This window comes from Salinarimonas chemoclinalis (assembly GCF_041514305.1).
GTDB lineage: Bacteria > Pseudomonadota > Alphaproteobacteria > Rhizobiales > Beijerinckiaceae > Salinarimonas > Salinarimonas chemoclinalis.
Genome location: NZ_JBGMWH010000002.1, coordinates 118,360 through 135,831, shown reverse-complemented (window position 1 = coordinate 135,831; position 17,472 = coordinate 118,360). Strand labels below are relative to the sequence as shown.

22 protein-coding genes and 2 tRNA genes are annotated in these 17,472 nt (G+C 70.8%); 17 read left to right on the top strand and 7 right to left on the bottom strand.

Annotation, left to right across the window (positions count from 1 at the left end):
• Window positions 1-708, bottom strand: a complete 708-nt coding sequence (locus AB9M23_RS04455; RefSeq protein WP_372422854.1) for a thermonuclease family protein — start codon at window positions 706-708, stop codon at window positions 1-3.
• A gap of 218 nt (window positions 709-926) precedes the next feature.
• On the opposite strand from AB9M23_RS04455, the gene AB9M23_RS04450 reads away from it, so the two are divergent.
• The 16 genes from AB9M23_RS04450 (at window position 927) to AB9M23_RS04375 (ending at window position 13,924) form a co-directional block, all read left to right on the top strand.
• Window positions 927-1,490 (top strand): hypothetical protein, encoded by a 564-nt coding sequence (locus AB9M23_RS04450; RefSeq protein WP_372422852.1) that lies wholly within the window; start codon window positions 927-929, stop codon window positions 1,488-1,490.
• A gap of 186 nt (window positions 1,491-1,676) precedes the next feature.
• Window positions 1,677-1,886, top strand: a complete 210-nt coding sequence (locus AB9M23_RS04445; RefSeq protein ID WP_372422850.1) for a hypothetical protein — start codon at window positions 1,677-1,679, stop codon at window positions 1,884-1,886.
• A gap of 258 nt (window positions 1,887-2,144) precedes the next feature.
• Window positions 2,145-3,425, top strand: coding sequence for a tyrosine-type recombinase/integrase (locus AB9M23_RS04440; RefSeq protein WP_372422848.1), 1,281 nt, complete (start codon window positions 2,145-2,147; stop codon window positions 3,423-3,425).
• Window positions 3,422-4,207 carry a hypothetical protein gene (locus AB9M23_RS04435; RefSeq protein WP_372422846.1) on the top strand — a complete coding sequence of 262 codons (786 nt, stop codon included), beginning with the start codon at window positions 3,422-3,424 and terminating at the stop codon, window positions 4,205-4,207. Before AB9M23_RS04440 ends, AB9M23_RS04435 begins: the two co-directional genes overlap by 4 nt.
• A 61-nt stretch (window positions 4,208-4,268) precedes the next feature.
• On the top strand, window positions 4,269-4,532 hold the full coding sequence (locus AB9M23_RS04430) for a helix-turn-helix transcriptional regulator (RefSeq protein WP_372422844.1): 264 nt from the start codon (window positions 4,269-4,271) through the stop codon (window positions 4,530-4,532).
• A gap of 1 nt (window position 4,533) precedes the next feature.
• Entirely contained in the window at window positions 4,534-4,764 is a 231-nt protein-coding gene (locus AB9M23_RS04425; protein ID WP_372422843.1) for a hypothetical protein, read from the top strand.
• Window positions 4,761-5,159, top strand: a complete 399-nt coding sequence (locus AB9M23_RS04420; protein ID WP_372422841.1) for a DUF6074 family protein — start codon at window positions 4,761-4,763, stop codon at window positions 5,157-5,159. The genes AB9M23_RS04425 and AB9M23_RS04420 overlap by 4 nt, the downstream gene beginning before the upstream one ends.
• Window positions 5,156-5,731 carry a hypothetical protein gene (locus AB9M23_RS04415; RefSeq protein ID WP_372422840.1) on the top strand — a complete coding sequence of 192 codons (576 nt, stop codon included), beginning with the start codon at window positions 5,156-5,158 and terminating at the stop codon, window positions 5,729-5,731. Before AB9M23_RS04420 ends, AB9M23_RS04415 begins: the two co-directional genes overlap by 4 nt.
• A 466-nt stretch (window positions 5,732-6,197) precedes the next feature.
• Entirely contained in the window at window positions 6,198-6,626 is a 429-nt protein-coding gene (locus AB9M23_RS04410; protein ID WP_372422838.1) for a hypothetical protein, read from the top strand.
• On the top strand, window positions 6,623-7,888 hold the full coding sequence (locus tag AB9M23_RS04405; protein ID WP_372422836.1) for an AAA family ATPase: 1,266 nt from the start codon (window positions 6,623-6,625) through the stop codon (window positions 7,886-7,888). The genes AB9M23_RS04410 and AB9M23_RS04405 overlap by 4 nt, the downstream gene beginning before the upstream one ends.
• Before the next feature lie 522 nt (window positions 7,889-8,410).
• Window positions 8,411-8,938 carry a hypothetical protein gene (locus tag AB9M23_RS04400; protein WP_372422834.1) on the top strand — a complete coding sequence of 176 codons (528 nt, stop codon included), beginning with the start codon at window positions 8,411-8,413 and terminating at the stop codon, window positions 8,936-8,938.
• An 82-nt stretch (window positions 8,939-9,020) separates the two neighbouring features.
• Window positions 9,021-9,533, top strand: a complete 513-nt coding sequence (locus AB9M23_RS04395) for a hypothetical protein (protein ID WP_372422832.1) — start codon at window positions 9,021-9,023, stop codon at window positions 9,531-9,533.
• Window positions 9,530-11,167: a phage major capsid protein gene (locus tag AB9M23_RS04390; RefSeq protein WP_372422831.1), complete on the top strand. Its 1,638-nt coding sequence runs from the start codon at window positions 9,530-9,532 to the stop codon at window positions 11,165-11,167. The genes AB9M23_RS04395 and AB9M23_RS04390 overlap by 4 nt, the downstream gene beginning before the upstream one ends.
• Window positions 11,168-11,350: 183 nt before the next feature.
• Window positions 11,351-12,196 (top strand): HK97 gp10 family phage protein, encoded by an 846-nt coding sequence (locus AB9M23_RS04385; protein WP_372422829.1) that lies wholly within the window; start codon window positions 11,351-11,353, stop codon window positions 12,194-12,196.
• A 124-nt stretch (window positions 12,197-12,320) separates the two neighbouring features.
• Window positions 12,321-12,599 (top strand): hypothetical protein, encoded by a 279-nt coding sequence (locus AB9M23_RS04380; protein ID WP_372422827.1) that lies wholly within the window; start codon window positions 12,321-12,323, stop codon window positions 12,597-12,599.
• An 839-nt stretch (window positions 12,600-13,438) separates the two neighbouring features.
• Complete coding sequence (locus AB9M23_RS04375) at window positions 13,439-13,924, top strand: hypothetical protein (RefSeq protein ID WP_372422825.1); 486 nt, start codon at window positions 13,439-13,441, stop codon at window positions 13,922-13,924.
• Window positions 13,925-14,078: 154 nt separating this feature from the next.
• On the opposite strand, the gene AB9M23_RS04370 is transcribed toward AB9M23_RS04375, so the two are convergent.
• From AB9M23_RS04370 to AB9M23_RS04345, 6 genes are all read right to left on the bottom strand, one after another.
• On the bottom strand, window positions 14,079-14,354 hold the full coding sequence (locus AB9M23_RS04370) for a hypothetical protein (RefSeq protein WP_372422823.1): 276 nt from the start codon (window positions 14,352-14,354) through the stop codon (window positions 14,079-14,081).
• A gap of 98 nt (window positions 14,355-14,452) precedes the next feature.
• Window positions 14,453-14,529: transfer RNA gene (locus tag AB9M23_RS04365), tRNA-Arg, on the bottom strand.
• A gap of 71 nt (window positions 14,530-14,600) precedes the next feature.
• Entirely contained in the window at window positions 14,601-14,906 is a 306-nt protein-coding gene (locus tag AB9M23_RS04360) for an ETC complex I subunit (protein ID WP_372422822.1), read from the bottom strand.
• 31 nt (window positions 14,907-14,937) lie between these two features.
• A tRNA-Pro gene (locus AB9M23_RS04355) sits at window positions 14,938-15,014 on the bottom strand.
• A gap of 87 nt (window positions 15,015-15,101) precedes the next feature.
• Window positions 15,102-15,578, bottom strand: coding sequence for a DUF192 domain-containing protein (locus AB9M23_RS04350; RefSeq protein ID WP_372422820.1), 477 nt, complete (start codon window positions 15,576-15,578; stop codon window positions 15,102-15,104).
• Window positions 15,579-15,603: 25 nt separating this feature from the next.
• Window positions 15,604-16,263, bottom strand: coding sequence for a cold-shock protein (locus AB9M23_RS04345; protein WP_372422818.1), 660 nt, complete (start codon window positions 16,261-16,263; stop codon window positions 15,604-15,606).
• 192 nt (window positions 16,264-16,455) lie between these two features.
• Between AB9M23_RS04345 and AB9M23_RS04340 the strand changes: the two genes are divergently transcribed.
• Window positions 16,456-17,445 (top strand): heparan-alpha-glucosaminide N-acetyltransferase, encoded by a 990-nt coding sequence (locus AB9M23_RS04340; RefSeq protein WP_372422817.1) that lies wholly within the window; start codon window positions 16,456-16,458, stop codon window positions 17,443-17,445.
• The last annotated feature ends 27 nt before the right edge of the window (window positions 17,446-17,472 follow it).

Below are 17,472 nucleotides of genomic sequence, written 5' to 3'. Positions count from 1 at the left end.
TCAGCGATGCGCTGGCGCGAAGCCGGCGGCGCGGGCCTCCGCCTCGCTACAGAACCAGCGCTCGCCGCTGGCCTCGTCGATGCGGGTCTCGGCGAAGCTCGGGCTCGCCGGCGTGTGGTAGAGCCGCCGGCCGGAGCGGCTGATGTTCCCCTTGATCGTGCAGCCGTTCGGCCCCACGAGCACGGTCGAGCCCGTGCGCTGCGCCGCGCGGTGCTCCCACGGCGCGAGCGCTCGCCCGGCGAAGACCCCGCGCCGGTCCCGGCGTGCCGCGCGCTCCTGCGCGACGTATCGCTCGCTGAATTCCCGGTAGGCGAAGGCGAAGCCCTCCTCCACCATCGTGCCGTTCAGGTCGAGCCCGCCCACGCGGCAGATCGCGACGATGCGCTCGTATCGATCGCGGTCGCGTTCCTCGCAGGCGACGACGCGCCCCTCGGCGAGCTGCGCGAGCCGCCCTGCGGCGAAATCCCCACACGGCCAAGGGCGCCCGCGCGCGTCCGTACAGGTCTGATCGCCCTCCGGCGCGTCGATTCCGAAGAGGCGGATGCGCAGGTCGGGCGCACGCCCCTCCCGGGCCAGCACGATCGTGTCCCCGTCGACGACGCGGGCGATCCCGCGATGGACGTCACCGTCGGCGGCGCCGGCAGGTGCGGCGGCGAGGAGCATCAGGGCGAGGACGCCGAGAATCGGCGGGAGAGCGGGGCAACGCATCCCCCGATATCAGGGGATGGCACGGCGCGATACAACTTGAAAACTCGCAGACGACACTACTCTCGATGGCTTCGGAGCGTTTTCATCGCATGGGCACGCGCGTGACGCGGCGGCCGCGACGAAGCTTCACTATCCGCGGTGATGTCGCGTGGCCGCGATAACGTAGGGTTAACCATATTCGTCCAGCGTTCCCGTGCACGACACAGGACCGCGACGGCATGATCACCAAGCGCATCTTCGGGCTGCTCCTCGTCGCTCCAATCCTCGCCGGGTGCGGAACCGCCGACCGCGAGCTCCTGCGCACGTCCGACACGGTGCGCAACCCCTTCCTGGCTCAGCTCTACCGCTGGAGCCATCCCCTCCCGGAGGCCGAGCTCGCACGCGCTCCGGCGCCCGCGCCGCCGCCCGCAATGTCCGTGCCTCCGGCTGCTCCGACGTCCGTCAGGATCGAGGCGCCGCGCACGACGCCGCCACCCGGACGGGGCACGCCAGCGGATGAACCCGCCGCCGCGCCGGAGGAGCCGTCGGCGCGGCCGAGCATCCTCGTTCAGCCGGGAGCGCAGGTGCGCGTCACGCACTCGGATGCCACGCCCGAAGCCGCGACGCCCGACGCCACGGCCGCGACGCCGGGAGCCGAGGCGGCGCGCGCGGCCGCAGCCGGTCCCAGGCCGCCACCCGCCGCTCGGCAGCCGGCGGCCACGCACGACGCCGACGCCACGCGCGACGATTCGACCGGCACGCGGCTGCGGCGGATCGAGGGGCGCGGCTGGGAGGTCCTGTAGGCCGGCGGGCCGACGCGCCCCGCCGGCCCGACGCCGTTCCGCGCGTGTTAACCGCCCGTCGCGTCGGTAGGGACGGTTCACGCGAACCCGAGACGATCGTCGCCGCCCGCCCTCCGCCGGTCGACGACTGCGGCGATCGCACGCATACTGCGGCACATCGGGTCGCCGACGAGACCGAAGGTCAGGATGAAGCGCGCGCGCGGGACCATCAAGGGTCGGATCGGGCTGCTCCTGTACTGGACCGGCCTCGCATGCACGGTCGCTTTCCTCGTGCTGGCCTCGACGGCGCTCATCGGCGCTGCAGACATGGGTGCCGGGCTCGTTCTCGGAGGGCTCGCCGTCGGCTCCTATCAATTCGCCCGTATCGCCCTGCGGCTGAGGGAGGACGAACCCTGACCGGCCCGTCGCGGGCGTGCGCGCGCTCCAGCGGCCCGCGGAACGTGGCGACCCCGGCAGGGCTCGAACCTGCGACCTAGTGCTTAGAAGACCCTCCAGAGGCCCTATCAGACCCCCTCATCACACTGCATCCCCGATCATCGATCCCTTGACACGCCGAGCGTTCCGGCGCATTTGAGGGGACACGATGCCATCACGGGGTAACGCGAGAAATCACCCTCGCGTGTTACCCCGGGCGTTACCCCGGGGGCCGACTCCATGGCGACGACCACCACGACGAAGCGGACGCGCACCCTCACCGACGCGGCCGTTGCCGCGGCGAAGCCGAAGAACGGCGAGCGCACCGAGATCCCCGCCGGCGGCGGGCTCTATCTCGTAGTGGGCAAGTCCGGCGCCAAGAGCTGGGCCTACCGCTACCGCATGGGCGGGAAGCCCCGGAAGTGGACCCTTCCGAAGAGCTATCCCGAGATCGGCCTGCGCGCCGCCCGCGCCATGGCGAACGAAGCCGCGGCGAAGGTCGAGCGCGGGATCGATCCCGCCGGCGAGCGGGCCGAAGAGCGCGCCGCCGAGCGCGCGGACCGCTTCCGGTTCTCGACCGTGGCGGGGGAGTACCTCGACCGCGTCGTGCGCCCGCGGATGCGCACCGCCGACGTCGTGGCGCGCTACCTCACGGCCGGCGACGTCGGCGCGGCATGGGGCGCGCGGGACGTGCGCACGATCACCCGGCGGGACGTCCGCGACCTTCTCGACGGGGTTGTGAGCCGCGGCGCCCCGATCATGGCGAATCGGCTCCTGGACCGCATGAAGCCGTTCTTCGCGTGGTGCGTCGAGCGCGAGATCATCCCCGCGTCGCCCGCGGCCGGCATCTCCAAGCCGAGCGCCGAGACGTCCCGTGATCGGGTCCTCACCGACGCCGAGCTGCGCGCGATCTACCGGGCCGCCGAGCACGTCGGGTACCCGTTCGGGCGCGCGGTCCAGATGCTCATCCTCACCGGTCAACGCCGCTCCGAAGTGCTCGAGGCGCGATGGTCCGAATTCGATCTCGACGCGGGGACCTGGACCATCCCGCGCGAGCGCAGCAAGACGGACCGGGCGCATGTCGTGCACCTGTCGGCGCCGGCGCTGGAGATCCTGCGCGGTCTTCCGCGGATCGCCGCGGAAGGCGAGACGCGCGCCGTCTACCTGTTCACGACGACGGGCGCCTCCCCCTTCTCTGGCGTCACGAAGGCCCTCGCGCGGCTCGAGGAAGCCGCGGGCGACTTCATGCCCGATGGGGAGGCCCTGGCACCGTGGCGGCTCCACGACCTGCGCAGGACCTTCGCCAGCGGGTGCGCCCGGCTCGGCGTCCCCGTGCACGTGACCGAGAAGGCCCTCAACCACACCGGCGGGAGCATGGGCGGCATCGTCGCCGTCTACCAGCGGCACGCCTTCCTCGACGAGCGCCGGGACGCGCTCGAGACGTGGGGCCGGTTCGTCGCCGGTCTGGTGGGCGATCGGCCGGCGGGGAACGTGGTCGAGCTGCGGAGGGCCGGGGCGTGAGCGACGACAGCCTGAGCGACTTCATTGGCGAATGGGATAGCGAGGAAGAGGCCGCGGGCATCCCGATCCGCTTCCCGGGCTACACCGAATCGGAGTGGGCAGAGATCGAAGCCGCTGTGCGGGCGATCCGCGCCGATGGGCTGTTGCCTAGCAGCGTTCGGCTCAGCGTAATGCTTACAACCGTCTATGAGATCGGCTATGATCCGCGAATATCACTAGAGATTTGCTCGTCTCTCGAAGACGAAATGTTGCAGATATACAATACAATTAAAAATCTGGATGATCTGTTACGGCCGAGAATAGATGAAGGCGATTTCTGCGAAGGGCGATGGGATCGCGATCCATTCGGCGCCTATTACGAGAAGGCCCGACCTTTTCTTGTTGCGGCTGCTCATCTCGCCGTCAAGGAAGGCTCGCGGCACGCTGACGCGTTCGACAGAGCCAAGGTCGCCATCATGCGATCGTCGAACCGAAAGAACTGGTTTCGTAAATCGTTTTTTCATCGCGTTGCACGCCGATGGGAAACATTCGGCGGCGTCGTGAGGCAGTCGCGCGAGTATAGACGCTTCTTCGAAGCCGTTGTACGGCCGATGTACTACTCAGATTTCGGAAAGCGCCACGGCCTGGACGGCTGGCCGGATGCGGTCTGGCCCGATGGGAACCCGATCTTTCGTGAGCACGCCCGCGCGTACATGAGGATGCGCGGGACGAAGCCGAGCCGCGGGCCGGCATCGGCCGAAACGTCGGATAGGAGTCCGGGCGACCCGCCCAAATCCACATAGCCGGGCCTCACGTCCACGCGCCACCTTGCTCGCGAGTTCAACACGCCACGCGAGCAAGCACATGACGAACCCCAGCCCCGCCGACCCGAACGGCTTCATCGGCCTCGCCAAGGTCAAGGCCCGGTACGACATCTCGGATGCCACGGTCGACCGGCGCGTGAAGCGCGGCGACCTCCCGGCGCCGGTCTACTTCGGCCGGTTCCGCTACTGGCGTCTCGCCGATCTCGACCGCCTCGACGCCGCGAAGGCCGCGGCCCCGGCGCCCGCCCCGATCGGCGCCGCGGCAGCCGCCCGGCACCGCGCCGGCGCGACGGCGGGGGCCTGAGATGGCACCCCGTCGCCCCCTCCCCTCTCCCGAGATCGGCACGGCCTTCGAAGCCGGCACCACGTGCGTCTACGCCGGCACGACCCGGCTCGGGACCATCATCCCGAGAGGGCGCCGCCTGGAGTGCTTCACGGCCTCCGGCGAGTACCTGGCCAGCTTCGGCGAGAAGGAGCGCCGCGCAGCCGTCGAGGCCGTGCACCGGGCCGCGCAGCGTGAGGGAGCGCCGTCGTGACGGACGACCTCCCCCCGCTCCCCCTGTGGCGCGTCGCCGATGCGCAGGCCCGCCGCGCCGGCCTGGAGCCCGTGCCGAGCCCCACCGCGGCCCCGGCACCGAAGAAGGCCCGCGCCCCTCGACGGAAGCGCCCGGCGCCGGCATGGTCCGCGAGCGTCCACGTCTTCCCGATCGCGCGGCGTCGGGACTTCGTCGCGCGTCACGCGGCCCGCATGGCGGAGCTGTCGCCACGCGCAGCCGAGAAGCATCTCGAGACCCAGATGCGCATCCAGCGCGAGACCATGCAGCGCCGCGGCGTCGCTCCCGATGTGATCGATCGCGAACTCGCCAGCATGGCCGGCGCGATCCGTGCGGCCCTCATCGGCATCGGCGGCTCGGAAGGCGGCGCCGCATGACGAAGAGACGCGAGAAGCAACTCGACGGTCCGTGGGTCGCGCACTCGCTGGAGATGCGGGAGTCCCCGGCTTGGCACGCGCTCACCGACAACGCCCGCCGCGTCCTCGACCGCATGGAAGTCGAGCACATGAGCCAGGGCGCCGTCGAGAACGGTCGGCTCATCTGCACCTACGACCAACTCGAGGCAGCCGGCATCCGGCGGAAGTCGATCGCTCTCGCTGTGCGACAGTGCATCGCGCTCGGCTTCGTCGAGATCACCGAAGCCGGCGGCCGATCGATCTCCGGCCTTCGACGCCCCACGCGCTACAGGCTCACCTACGTCATCAACCGCAGGCGTCCCGGCGAGCTGCGAGCCGCGGTCCCCACCCACGAGTGGCGCAAGATCGCGAGCCGCAACGAAGCCGAAGCCGCGCTCGCTTCGGTGCTCCACGAGAGGAACCACGGCACCCAACCGGTCCGGCGAAACCAGAATACCGGGGGCGGTAGCGCCACCAGGACCGGGGGCGGTAGCGCCCCTGGTGAGGCGCCATCCCCGGGGGCGGTAGCGCCCCTACAGGCCCGGGGGCGATAATGCCCCTGCTATCTATATCTCGCTCCACGCCAGCCGACCGGACGGGACCGACACACGACGTGTCCGGGAGCGGGCGCCTCAGCGCGCCCGCGCCTCTCTCGACCCGTACCGGAAGCAGGTTCCGCAGGGCGTACCGGAAAGAGGTTCCGAACGGGTGGAAGGACGTTCCGGTAGGGGGCGCCCCCGTCCCCACACCCCTTCCACGCTCTCATCGACGCAAGACCATCGCGACCTTGCCAAGTATGAGCTTGCAAGAATGCACGAACACCAGCGTATGCGGGAAGACGGATCGCATGTGCGGCGCGCATCGGCTCCGGCACGCCCTTTGCCGCGGCGGGACGATCACGGTGGACCCTGTGCTTTGCAGGCACGGACACGATACGATCAACACCTTGCTGCGCATGGGCTTGTGGCCCTCACGCACGCCGGGGGTAACGCCACAGGGTAACGAGAGAGGCCGGAATCCATGATCGAAGAGCACACCGACCACGGCGGGGACGCGTCCGCGACGTCACCCGGAAGCGCCGCGGGTGGCAAGCGGAAGCGGACGAAGCGCAATCGGCGGGTCCCGATCGATCGCCGAACCCGGGCGGCTCGCCGTCTCGCCGAGCTGGAGGCCGCGTACCTCGCGCCTCTCGGCGACGACGTGACGGAGGGCGACCGGACACAGGCGCGCCTCGCCGCAACGCTCGCGGTGCAGGTCGAGCGCATGCGCGAGCGCGTCGCCCGGGGGGAGGACGTGGACGGTGAGGAAGCCACCCGGCTCGCGAACGCCACGCAACGGGCTCTCGCGCCGCTCCAGCGCCGGGTGAAGGCGAAGGCGAAGGGATCGAAGATGGCCGGCCTCACGGCTCGCCAGCGGCTCGAGGCGCGGCGCAACGGAGGTGAGGCATGACGACGATCTCAGAGGCGATGACGGCGCCGGACGTGTTCGGGCCGGTGCTCCGCGTCACCCGGCAGGGCGTTCAGAAGGCCATCGGCGAGTTGAAGGACGGCGGGCATCTCGTCATCGATCCGTCGCCGGGGCGCGGCCGATCGAACCGCTACTTCCTCCGAACGAAGCTGCGCGCCGTGCCCGGCTCGACGCTCGACGCGTCGGCGCTCTTCGGCAAGCCCGTCCCGCCGCGGGCCTGGCACGTCGACGGGCTCATTCCCAGCGGCACTGTGACCATCGTCAACGGCGACGGGGGAACCGGCAAGAGCCTCATCGCGAAGCAGCTGGGCGCCGCGACGATCCTCGCGCGCCCGTGGCTGGGCAGGCCATGCGTCGGCGGCCGTGTGCTCTACCTCTCGGCCGAAGACGATCGGGACGAAATCCACCGCCGGCTTGTCGACATCGCCAGGGCCGAAGACGTGAGCCTCGCGGATCTCGACGGTTTCGTGATCGCGCCTCTCGCGGGTGAGGATGCCGTGCTCGCTGCGCCGGACGGACGCAACGGGCTCATCAAGGAAACGCCCCTGTGGCGTGGGCTGCGGTTTCAAGCCGTGACGCTCGAGCCTGCACTGATCATCCTCGACAACAGCGCCGACGTCTTCGGGGGAGACGAGAACAACCGCGCACAGGTGCGGCAGTTCGTCGGCATGCTGCGCGGCCTCGCGATCGAGACCGGCGCCGCGATCGTCCTCCTATCGCATCCGTCCGTCGCCGGCATCGCGAGCGGGTCGGGCACGTCCGGCTCGACGGCCTGGAGCAATTCCGTCCGCTCCCGCCTCTACCTCAAGCGCGTGACCACGAACGAAGGCGGCTCGACCCTCGAGCCCGATCCCGACTTGCGCACGCTCTCGACCATGAAGGCGAACTACGGCCGCACCGGAGAGACGATCCCGCTCCGATGGCGAGACGGGGTGTTCGTCGCCGAAGAGACCGCGACGCCCTCGACCCTGGACCGGATGACACTCGCCGCCCGTGCCGAGCGCGTCTTCCTCGACCTGGTAGACGCCTACGATCGCGAGGGCCGCACCGTCTCGCCGAGCCCGAGCGCGTCCTACGCTCCCGCGCAGTTCGTGCGCGATCCTCGCGCCAACGGCATTCCGAAAGGCGCGCTCATCGCCGCCATGAATGCCCTCTTCGCCGCGGGCATCCTCACCGTCGCTGAGACGGGACCGCCTTCGAAGCGCCGTCACCGCATCGTGCGCGCTACCAATCCGGAGGCGTAACGATGGCTTCCAACGCCCTTCCAACGTCAGCAGAGGTTGCGTTCCAACGCCCTACCGACGACCTTCCAACCGGGTTCGAACGGGGTTCCAGCGGCTTCCAACCCCCTGTGTGTTCCAACCCCCATACCCCCTACACGCGGGCGCGCTCTTTCGAGCGAGCCGCGCCGCGTGATCCGGTGACGACGACGCACCCCGCGCCGGCTTCGTCGTGTCCAGATCCTTGCACGAACGCGGACGTGATCCGCTCACGGGACGCCGCCTCTTGCGAGGGCGCCCGCCGGCCTTCCCCGAAGGGTAGGGGGGGTGCGAGACATTCGAGGGGCGCCGCTTTCGGACCGGCGGGGGTAACCATGCGCGGATTTTTTCTTCCGCGGTCGAATATCCGGGGCCGTAGGCGGGTCTGCTCGCCCGGGACAAGCGCTTGTCTTGCATGGGGAATTCGCGCCAAGTCGCGCCGTTTGATTTTTTCGCGGGAAATCGAACGACCCGGCGCGCCGCACTCCAGCGATCGGAGGCGGCGACGTGACGGCGCCCGATGACGATCTTCTGGACCTGCTTCGGCGGATCGATCCCACCGCGCCCGTGTCGGCGCCGCTGGCGAGCGCGGCGCGGGCGGCTCGGGTCGCGGCCATCCTGGAGCGTCTGGACGATCCCGACGCCCGGGCGCACGCCCGGGGCCTTCGCAGCTTCCTCATCGACGCCTCGCGCGGCGTGGATCTCGACCTCGCGCTCGGCGTCTCTCCCGCGCCCGGGTGTCGCGCGTGGCACGAGGAAGCCCGGCGGATGCGGCGCGACGACGCCCTGCGCGCGCTCGCGGCGACGGTGGACGGCTCGACGGCACGGCGCGCCGAGCTGATCGCCGAGCGTCTGGAGCGCTACGCCGCCTCGACCTTCCGGCACGATCGGCGAGCCGGCATGCCGGCGACGACCCGGGAGGCGCGGCGCCTGGAGTTCGCGGCGCTCGTGGAGAACGGCGGGCAACCGCCATCGGCCCGAACCATCCGCCGGGCGCTCGGCGAGCGCATCGGCGTCGAGGCGGATCCCGGGTGACCGGGTCGCGAGCTTGGCCACGAGCGGCGCGGGGCGCTGGCCAGCGGGTCGTGGCACGGTGAAGCTCACGGAGGTTCACCCGATGCCCTTCCTCGACTGGTTCCGCTCCGCTCGACCCGAGACCGAATCCGCCGGCGCGCTCGCGCGCCGGCTCGACGAAGCCCGTGCCGAGCGACGCGCCGCGGAAGATCGCGTGCTCGAGCTGCGGCGCGAGCGCGAGGCGCGGCTTCTCGACCTCGACGACGACGCCGTGCTCGCGATGGATGACGAGCGGGCGCGCCTGTCGCTCGCGCTGGAGCGCCTGGACGTCGCCGTTCCCCGCCTCGAGGAAGCCCACGCGGCGGCCGTGGCGCGCGAGACGGCAGCCGAGCGCCGCTCGGTTCGCGAAGCCTACGCCGATCGCCTGGAGACCCTGGAACACGCCCTCGTCGAGTTCGAAGCGGCGCTCGCCGAGTGCCGCGAGTTCCGGGAGCGCCCGGAGCACGCGCCGTTCTTCATGGCCAACGGCGACTTTCCGCCGAACCGAACCCACGAGCGCGCCGCGGAAGCGCTGCGCGAGATGATCGCGACCATGCGCTCGGAGGGCGGCCGATGAGCCTCGTTCGCAAGGCGGTTGGGCGGCTGGAGAAGGCCGGCGGCGACGAGCGACAGATCCGCATCGTCGTCTCGACGAGCACGCCCGATCGCGATGGCGACGTGATCGATCCGCACGGCCTCGACCTCGAGCACTTCAAGGCGAACCCCGTCGTCCTGTGGCAGCACGACCCGCACCAACCGATCGCCCGGGCGAAGCACATCTACGCCGTCGGGAACCGCGTCGAGGCGACGGTCACGTTCCCCCCGGTCGGCGCATCGCAGCGCGCCGACGAAGTGCTCGCGCTCGTCAAGGCCGGCATCGTCAACGCGGCCTCGATCGGCTTCCGAGCGATCGAGCGGAAGCCGCGGGCGGGCGAAGGCGGCTGGCACTTCACGCGCGCCGAGCTGTGGGAATTCTCCCTCGTCAGCGTCCCCGCCAACCCCGAAGCCCTGATCATCGAACGCGCCGCGTCGCGTCACCCCTCGTCCCCCATCGGCGCGAGCGCGCCGGCGATCCCGGAGGCCGCACCCATGAACGATCTCTCCCGTGAAGCACTGGCGAAGGCCGGCCTCGCCCTTCTCGCCGCGAAGGCGATCGATGCCGACCTGCGGGACGATCTCGGCAGCACGTCGCCGGGCGTGCTCGCCATCGTCGAGAAGGCGTACCCCGCCGACGTCGTGAAGACGGTGAAGGCGATCGGCGACGCCCTCGCGGCCCGCAAGAGCACGCACGCGCTGTCGGATTTCGCCAGCGGCGGCGCGCTCTCGCTTCCCGACTTCGCCTCGACGCTGATCGCCGGCCTGGAGAACCGGACCGTGATTCGGCAGATGCAGCCGCAGATCTACAACGTGGCGGGCTCGCTGATCATGCCGCGCGAGGCGTCGGCGCCGGCGGGGTCCTGGCTCGGCGAGAACGATCGCCCGACGCCCGGCGCCTTCGAGTTCGGCGACACGCGCCTGGATCCGCGGCGTCTCGCCGTCGAGATCGTCGTCTCGCGCTCCCTCGTTCGCCAGAGCACGTCCGGCATGTCGGCGGTGCGGAACCTCGAGCAGGTGCTCATGTCGCGGCTCGTGGATCGGCTGCGGGTCAACGAGGATGTCGGCTACCTGCGCGGCGGCGGCACCGCCTATGTCCCGCTCGGTCTGCGCTCGCAGGTCGCCCCGGGGCACGTCACGGCGATCACCGGCACGAGCTCGACGCACATCGAGGCGGACCTGTCGCGGGCGACGGTCGCCCTGCGCAACGCCAACATCCCGGTGACCCGCGAGACGGGGTTCTGGATCATGGCCTATCGGACCCGTGAGCATCTGGCGAACCTGCGCGACGCCAACGGCAACAAGGTGTTCCCGTCCATCGAGATCAACGGGACGCTCAAGGGTCACCTGATCCTCGACACCAACCAGGTGCCGAGCAACCTGGGCGGTGGCGGCAACGAGGCGGAGATCCTGTTCTTCCACGGGCCTTCGATCGTCATCGCGCAGGGCGGCGACGCGGAGGCGCGGATCTCGACCGAGGCGACGTACATCGACGCCAACGGCAACGCCCGTTCCTGCTTCCAGCACAACGAGATGCTCTTCCACGTGGAGATGGCGGGTGACGTCCGGCTGGAGCGCGCCGCGGCCGGCTCCGTCATCACCGGCGTCACCTACTGACCGGCTCCCCCGAGGGGGTACGACGGGGCGTAGGACCGGCCCCGAAACCGCGCGGGCGCCCTCGGGGTGTTCTCTCAATGCCGTCCGCGCGGACGGTCCAGGCGGGCGGGTTCGCCAGGCACACGGCGCCCCCGCCGTGAGGACCCGCCCGCCGCTCCCTCTCCCGCTTGAGGAATGCTGATCATGGCGAGCAACGCGGTAATCGGCGCCCTGCGCGTCGACCTCGGAATGGACAGCGCGCAGTTCGGCCGCGACGCCAAGAAGGCGCAAGGGGCGCTCGCGGGGCTCGGGAAGTCCTTCGCGAGCGTGGGGACCATGCTCGCCGGCGCGCTCTCGACGGCGGCGCTCGGCGCGGGCATCCAGAACGCCGTCGCCGCCTTCGCCGAGTTCGATCGCGCACCCGTCCGTGTCCGATCCCGCGATGCGGCGTGCCATCGAAGACGCGACCCGCGCCGAGATCCGCCGGACGTTCGCGGACGCGCGGGCTCGCATCTCGGCAGCCGACGACGCCGCGGGCCGGCGGCCGAACTGAGGGGCCGGGACGATGGCGCAAGACGGCATGTTCCGCATGAAGGTCGAGGGCCTGCGCAACGTCGACCGCGCATCGCCGCGCTGGGGAAGAACCGGGCGCGAGCGATCATGCGCCGCGCGCTCGTGGCGGCGGCCAAGCCCATCGCCGACGAAGCCGCGAGCCTCACTCCCGAGTTCCGGGGCGACCTGCAGGAGTCGATTCGCTACGGGTCGCGCCTCAGCCGTCGCCAGGCCGCGCAGCAGCGGCGAGAGGATCGCGCGGCGGGCCGGCGCGACTTCGTCAAGCTCTACGTCGGCGCCGGGCCTCTCCCGCAAGCCCACATGCGCGAGTTCGGGAACGCGGACGCCCCGCCGTCGCCGTACATGCGCCCCGCCTGGGACAAGCACGGCGGCTCGCGCGCCCTGTCCACCGTCTTGCGCGAGCTGCGCGCCGGCTATGTCCGGGCGCTCGCTCGCGAGGCGCGGAAGGCTGGCGGCGGGACCCGACGGCGCCGCTGACCCTGCGATCGCACTTCACCATTCGGCCCCGTGCCGATGCCGGCGCGTCCGGCCCGACGCCCGATGTACGGGCCGCTCCGGGCGCGCCTTCCCCATCACCAAGATGACCATGAGGAACCCCGCCATGCCCCGCGCCGCCGCCATCCCCGAAGACGACTATGTGCCGCCCGCGCTGGAGCAGTTCGCCGCCGCGCTGGTGCTGCTCGGCTGGGACGTGAAGCGCGTCGCCGCGGAAGCCGGCATCCCCGTTGCCCGCGCGCGCCGAGCCCTCGCCGGCGATGAGAGCGGGAAGAGCGTGGGGGACCGACGCGTCATCGCCCGCTCGCTTCGCGGCGTCCACGTCGAGTTCATCCCCGCGGCCGGGCGGTTTGGCCCTGGCGTTCGCACCGTCGCTCGCCGCTAGCACCACGCCGGGGCTCATCCTGCGCAGGACAGGCGACAGGCGCGAGCGGCTAGGCAATAGCCCTCGACGCGTACGGCCGCTGACGGGCCTCTCAGGGGCTCGGGAGGAACCCGCGCTCGCGCAGCCACTCCCCAAGGGCGCGGCGGATCATCTCCGGGCGCGACGGCTTCGGGTCCGGCTGCGAAGACAGGGCGACGTCGAGGGGCGCGAGCATGTCCGGCGGGACGCGCACCGTGATCGGCGTTGCATCCACCCGCGGGCGACCGCCTCGGCTCTTCGGTGTTTCCGACATTGACAACCTGCTTTCTCGTGACTAGGTTTACGATGTCAGAAACGACGCGGGCTGACAAGGTGCTCGCAACACCCCGCCAGCCCTGACCACACCCGATCCGTAGGAGATCACGCTCGTTGAGGTAGAAGGCCAAAGCCGGCCTCCCCCGCTTCCCAGAATTTGCACGCGCCGAATGCAAATCCCCCAGCTCGGTCAGTTCGGCCCGGTTCGCTTCAATGAGCGAACGGATGTTCGTCGGGCGCGCCATCCCGAGGGCGGCGGCGAGGTCGGTGTCGAGCACGCGGGGCTCGTCGTCGATCATGTGGACGGGGAGGTTCGTGGTCATCGCCCCTACTCCGCTGCCGGCGACGAGCGGGTTCGCGGCGAGCGAGGTCGCCATGCCGCGAATCGCGTCGAGATCGTCCGGCACGAGCACCGTGAAGCCGGCGGCTTCCATCTCTACCCGCGGAGAGGCCGCATGAGCCCCGCGAGCCTGTGCAGCCCGATTTCTTCGGCGGGGAGGGCTGATCATGCGCCCGCCCGCCCAGGCCGGGCGGGCCTGGAGCGCATGTTCGGTCGCACGCCGAGCGCCGAGCCGGACACCTCGGCGCTCGCGCTCGACGACACGTCGTCGCTCCAGGAGCTGGAGCGCGCGGGCGTGCTCGGGATCGATGCGCCGGCCCTGGTCGCGACGCTCGGCGACGACGTTCCGGGCCTCATCGCCCTGCACGAGATCGGCCGCGGGCTCGAGGCCATGGCGCTCGGGCTCCTCAACCGCCCGAACGTGAAGAAGCGAGCGACGCTCACGGCCGTCGAGGGGTTCGAAGATCTCGGCGCGCGTCTGGCGAACGCGGTCGCGGACCGGCTCGCGGCCATCGCCGAAGAGCGGTGCGACATGCTCGACGACGGGGACCTCAGCGACCTCGCTCCGATCATCCTCCCCCGCGCCATGTCCAGGCACGCGAGCAGGTACGGCGGGCCGGCGGCGCTTGCGCTCGTCTCGCGGCTCGTGTCCCGCTTCGCCGACCTCGCGGCGCCATCGTCGGCGCGCTGACGATCCCGCCGACCTGTCACCCGCCCCGCCCGGCTCACCGTGGCGGGGCTCTTCGTTCGCGGGGGCTGTCACGATCGGGCGCGATCCTGTCACGGCGGGGCTCCAGGACGTCACGCCCCGGGCGCCGCTCGCTAACCGAGACACCCGGTCGCCCCTAGCCCGTCTCGTTCCGAAAGAGGACGCTGACGTTCGGCCCGCTTGGTTCTTCGGTGTCCTCGGCTCTCTCAAGGGCGAGTCGATCCTGGAAGATGTTAGCAGCGGGCGGCGAGAAGAAGATCCGCGTTTCCCTCTCCGGGAGCGACGTTTCCTCCAGGACGACCGCGCCCCTAGGTTGGCCCGCTGCGACGTAGACGAGGAAGAACGCCTCCTGCAATTCGATCATCTTTGCAGGAGCGGCGTCCAAAGATGCACGAACGATTTTCCAGCCCATCCACCCCTCCGTTACCCCAGCCGTTACCCCGAAGCCCCCTGAGCAGCTTGTTACTCCAGCCCGCTCTAGGCTAAAACCCTTACCTTGCTTGGATTTTTTGGCGACCCCGGCAGGGCTCGAACCTGCGACCTAGTGCTTAGAAGGCACTTGCTCTATCCGGCTGAGCTACGGGGCCGTGCGCGAAGGGATAGCAAGAGCGGTGGCGCCGCGCAAACCGTCTCGGCGCGGGGGGCCGCGATCCGCGGCTCAATGCGTCCAGGGCCCGACGCGGTTGTGCTTGAAGTTGTCGGAGTAGGAGATGACCTTGCGGGTCGGCTCCTCCGGCTCGTCCACCACGTAGGCGATGCCCTCGCGCTCGGCGTAGGCGACGGCCTGCTCCCTCGTGTCGAAGGACAGCTGCACCTGCTGGCGGGTGTCGGTGGAGGCGGTCCAGCCCATCAGCGGCTCGATCCGGCGCGGGCTCGCGGGGTCGAAGCGCAGCACCCAGCGCCTGGTCCGCGCCTTGCCCGAGGACGTCGCCCCGCGCGAGGGCTTGAAGATGCGTGCCGTCATGTCTCTCGCCTCGATCGCTCGGCCGTGCGGCTGGTCGGGGCGGCCGGATTCGAACCAGCGACCCTCTGCTCCCAAAGCAGATGCGCTACCAGGCTGCGCTACGCCCCGACACCGCCGGCACACCCCGCGAGATAGAAGCTCGCGCACGGCCGCGCAAGCTCTTTGTCGGCGTCGCCGCCCTCCCCGCGCGCGCCCTCAACGCGCGAACAGCGGGTGCTCCACCCGGTCGCCCGCCGCGATCCCGAGACGGCGCGCCGTGCCGCCATTGAGCTCGAGCACCGAGAGCACCGGCTGGCCGGAGCGGATCGAGCGCTCGGAGAGCGGCTCGGTATCCTGCGCGATGCGCACGATCGTGCCGTCGGCATCGATGAACAGCATGTCGAGCGGGATGTAGGTGTTGCGCATCCACATCGAGACCGGCCGGATCCGCTCGAAGTCGAACAGCATGCCGTGGTCCGCCGGCATCGAGCGGCGGTACATGAGGCCGCGGCTGCGATCCTCCTCCGTGGCGGCGAGTTCGACCTGGAAGTGGTGCTCGCCGTCGTCGGTGACGATGGTCAGCGGCTGCAACTCCTGAGCCGCCGCCGGCGGCACGGCGAGCGCCGAGAGCCCGACGAGCGCCATCAGCGCGAAGACGGCGGCCGCGAGGCCGCGCACGGAGGGATCGACCATGAAACGCCTCACACCGACCCGCCCCTCAGTGCGAGGACGGCAGGGCGCTGTCGACCATGCGCACCTCGGCCGCCATCAGGCCCTTGGGACCGTCGCCGTAGCGCACGTAGACCTGCTCGCCGGGCTTGAGCTCGGCGATGCCGTAGCGCCGCAACGTCTCCATGTGGACGAAGATGTCCGCCGTCCCGTCCCCGCGAGTCAGGAAGCCGAACCCGCGCAGGCGATTGAACCACTTGCAGACCGCGAGTTCGAGCCCGCTCGTCGCCGCCACGTTCACGTGCGTGCGCGCCAGCGGCAGCTCGGACGGGTGGACGGCGGAACTCTCGTCGAGCGAGAGGATGCGGAAGGCCTGATAGCCGCGGGGGCGCTGCACGGCCTCCACCACGATCCGCGCGCCCTCGGCCGCCGTCTGGTAGCCGTCGCGGCGCAGGCAGGTGACGTGGAGCAGCACGTCGGGCAGGCCGTTGTCGGGGACGATGAAGCCGAAACCCTTGGCGACGTCGAACCACTTGATGACGCCGGCGATCTCGGTCAGCTCCAGCGGGCGTTCCACGGCGCGATCGGCGACGACCTCGACACCACGTGCGGACGCGATCCGGGAGACCGTGTCCTGCCCGCCCTCGCTCTTGCGATCGACGCTCACGCTCCGCGCGCCCGCCGATCCCGGGTCGAATTCGTCAGACATGCACTGCACCGATCGAACCACGCCGCTTGATTCTTAAAGAGAGGATAACACTCAATTCCGAGAACGAAAGCCCGAAAGATCGGCAATTGCCGCGACCGTTACAAAGATGTAGCGAAACAACAAGGATGTCATGGACTTGCGCGCGAGTGCCGAGACGGCGATTCGGCCCGGGCGGCATCGAGGAGGGACGCGATGAAGGTGGTCGGCGCGGGCGGGACGACGGGTGCGGGCCGCGCCCGCTTCGCGGCGGTCGACGTCGCGCGCGGCGCGGCGCTCGTCGCCATGATCGCCTACCACCTCGCCTGGGACCTGTGGTTCTACGGGCTCGTCGCCGTCGACATCCCCTTCGATCCCGGCTGGCGGGCCTTCGCGCGGTCCATCGCGGCCTCGTTCCTGATCCTGGTCGGGGTGAGCCTCGTCCTCGCGCACGACGCGGGGCTCGACGCGCGCGCCTTCCTGCGCCGGCTCGCCAAGGTCGGCGTCGCGGCGGCGCTCGTGACGGCGGCGACCGTCGTCGCCTTCCCGCAGAGCTTCATCTTCTTCGGCATCCTGCACATGATCGCGGTGGGCAGCGTCCTCGCCTTGCCCTTCCTGAGGCTCCACCCGGCGATCACGGCGCTCGTCGCGGCGGCGGTGCTCGCCGCGCCCCGGCTCTACTCTTCGGCGGCGTTCGACACGCGCTGGCTCGCCTGGATCGGCTTCTACGAGACGGCGCCGGACACGAACGACTTCGAGCCGGTCTTCCCCTGGCTCGCGGCGGTCCTGGCGGGGGTCGCGGCCGGGCGCGTCCTGCTCGACACGGGGCTGCGCGCCCGCGTCGCCGCGCTCGCGGTGCGTGGCCGGCTCGGCCGCGGTCTCGTGTGGATGGGGCGCTGGAGCCTCGTGATCTACCTCCTGCACCAGCCGATCCTGCTCGGCGCGCTCTACCCCGTCGCCCTCGTCGTCGGCGAGCGCGCGCGTGCGGAGCAGACGGCGAGCGCCTGCCGCCGGACGTGCGAGGAGAACGGGCGGGGAGCCGATTTCTGCGTGCGCTACTGCGACTGCGCGCTCGGCACGCTCGACGCGGAGGGGCTGATGGCCGCGCTCGACGGCGCCGCGACGCCCGAGCAGGACGCGCGCATCGGGGAGATCGCCAACGCCTGCGTCGCACGGACGCTGCGGGAGAGCCCCGCGCCGGAGTGAGCGGGGCGCGTCCTCCGCCCGCGCGTC

What these genes read in the sequence shown, in the direction of transcription:
- AB9M23_RS04370 (WP_372422823.1), bottom strand. Translation starts at nt 14,354, where the DNA reads ATGGGCTGGAAAATCGTTCGTGCATCTTTGGACGCCGCTCCTGCAAAG.
- AB9M23_RS04425 (WP_372422843.1), top strand. Translation starts at nt 4,534, where the DNA reads ATGGCACCCCGTCGCCCCCTCCCCTCTCCCGAGATCGGCACGGCCTTC.
- AB9M23_RS04340 (WP_372422817.1), top strand. Translation starts at nt 16,456, where the DNA reads ATGAAGGTGGTCGGCGCGGGCGGGACGACGGGTGCGGGCCGCGCCCGC.
- AB9M23_RS04380 (WP_372422827.1), top strand. Translation starts at nt 12,321, where the DNA reads ATGCCCCGCGCCGCCGCCATCCCCGAAGACGACTATGTGCCGCCCGCG.
- AB9M23_RS04345 (WP_372422818.1), bottom strand. Translation starts at nt 16,263, where the DNA reads ATGTCTGACGAATTCGACCCGGGATCGGCGGGCGCGCGGAGCGTGAGC.
- AB9M23_RS04415 (WP_372422840.1), top strand. Translation starts at nt 5,156, where the DNA reads ATGACGAAGAGACGCGAGAAGCAACTCGACGGTCCGTGGGTCGCGCAC.
- AB9M23_RS04455 (WP_372422854.1), bottom strand. Translation starts at nt 708, where the DNA reads ATGCGTTGCCCCGCTCTCCCGCCGATTCTCGGCGTCCTCGCCCTGATG.
- AB9M23_RS04440 (WP_372422848.1), top strand. Translation starts at nt 2,145, where the DNA reads ATGGCGACGACCACCACGACGAAGCGGACGCGCACCCTCACCGACGCG.
- AB9M23_RS04375 (WP_372422825.1), top strand. Translation starts at nt 13,439, where the DNA reads ATGTTCGGTCGCACGCCGAGCGCCGAGCCGGACACCTCGGCGCTCGCG.
- AB9M23_RS04360 (WP_372422822.1), bottom strand. Translation starts at nt 14,906, where the DNA reads ATGACGGCACGCATCTTCAAGCCCTCGCGCGGGGCGACGTCCTCGGGC.
- AB9M23_RS04395 (WP_372422832.1), top strand. Translation starts at nt 9,021, where the DNA reads ATGCCCTTCCTCGACTGGTTCCGCTCCGCTCGACCCGAGACCGAATCC.
- AB9M23_RS04390 (WP_372422831.1), top strand. Translation starts at nt 9,530, where the DNA reads ATGAGCCTCGTTCGCAAGGCGGTTGGGCGGCTGGAGAAGGCCGGCGGC.
- AB9M23_RS04430 (WP_372422844.1), top strand. Translation starts at nt 4,269, where the DNA reads ATGACGAACCCCAGCCCCGCCGACCCGAACGGCTTCATCGGCCTCGCC.
- AB9M23_RS04385 (WP_372422829.1), top strand. Translation starts at nt 11,351, where the DNA reads ATGGCGAGCAACGCGGTAATCGGCGCCCTGCGCGTCGACCTCGGAATG.
- AB9M23_RS04350 (WP_372422820.1), bottom strand. Translation starts at nt 15,578, where the DNA reads ATGGTCGATCCCTCCGTGCGCGGCCTCGCGGCCGCCGTCTTCGCGCTG.
- AB9M23_RS04445 (WP_372422850.1), top strand. Translation starts at nt 1,677, where the DNA reads ATGAAGCGCGCGCGCGGGACCATCAAGGGTCGGATCGGGCTGCTCCTG.
- AB9M23_RS04410 (WP_372422838.1), top strand. Translation starts at nt 6,198, where the DNA reads ATGATCGAAGAGCACACCGACCACGGCGGGGACGCGTCCGCGACGTCA.
- AB9M23_RS04450 (WP_372422852.1), top strand. Translation starts at nt 927, where the DNA reads ATGATCACCAAGCGCATCTTCGGGCTGCTCCTCGTCGCTCCAATCCTC.
- AB9M23_RS04405 (WP_372422836.1), top strand. Translation starts at nt 6,623, where the DNA reads ATGACGACGATCTCAGAGGCGATGACGGCGCCGGACGTGTTCGGGCCG.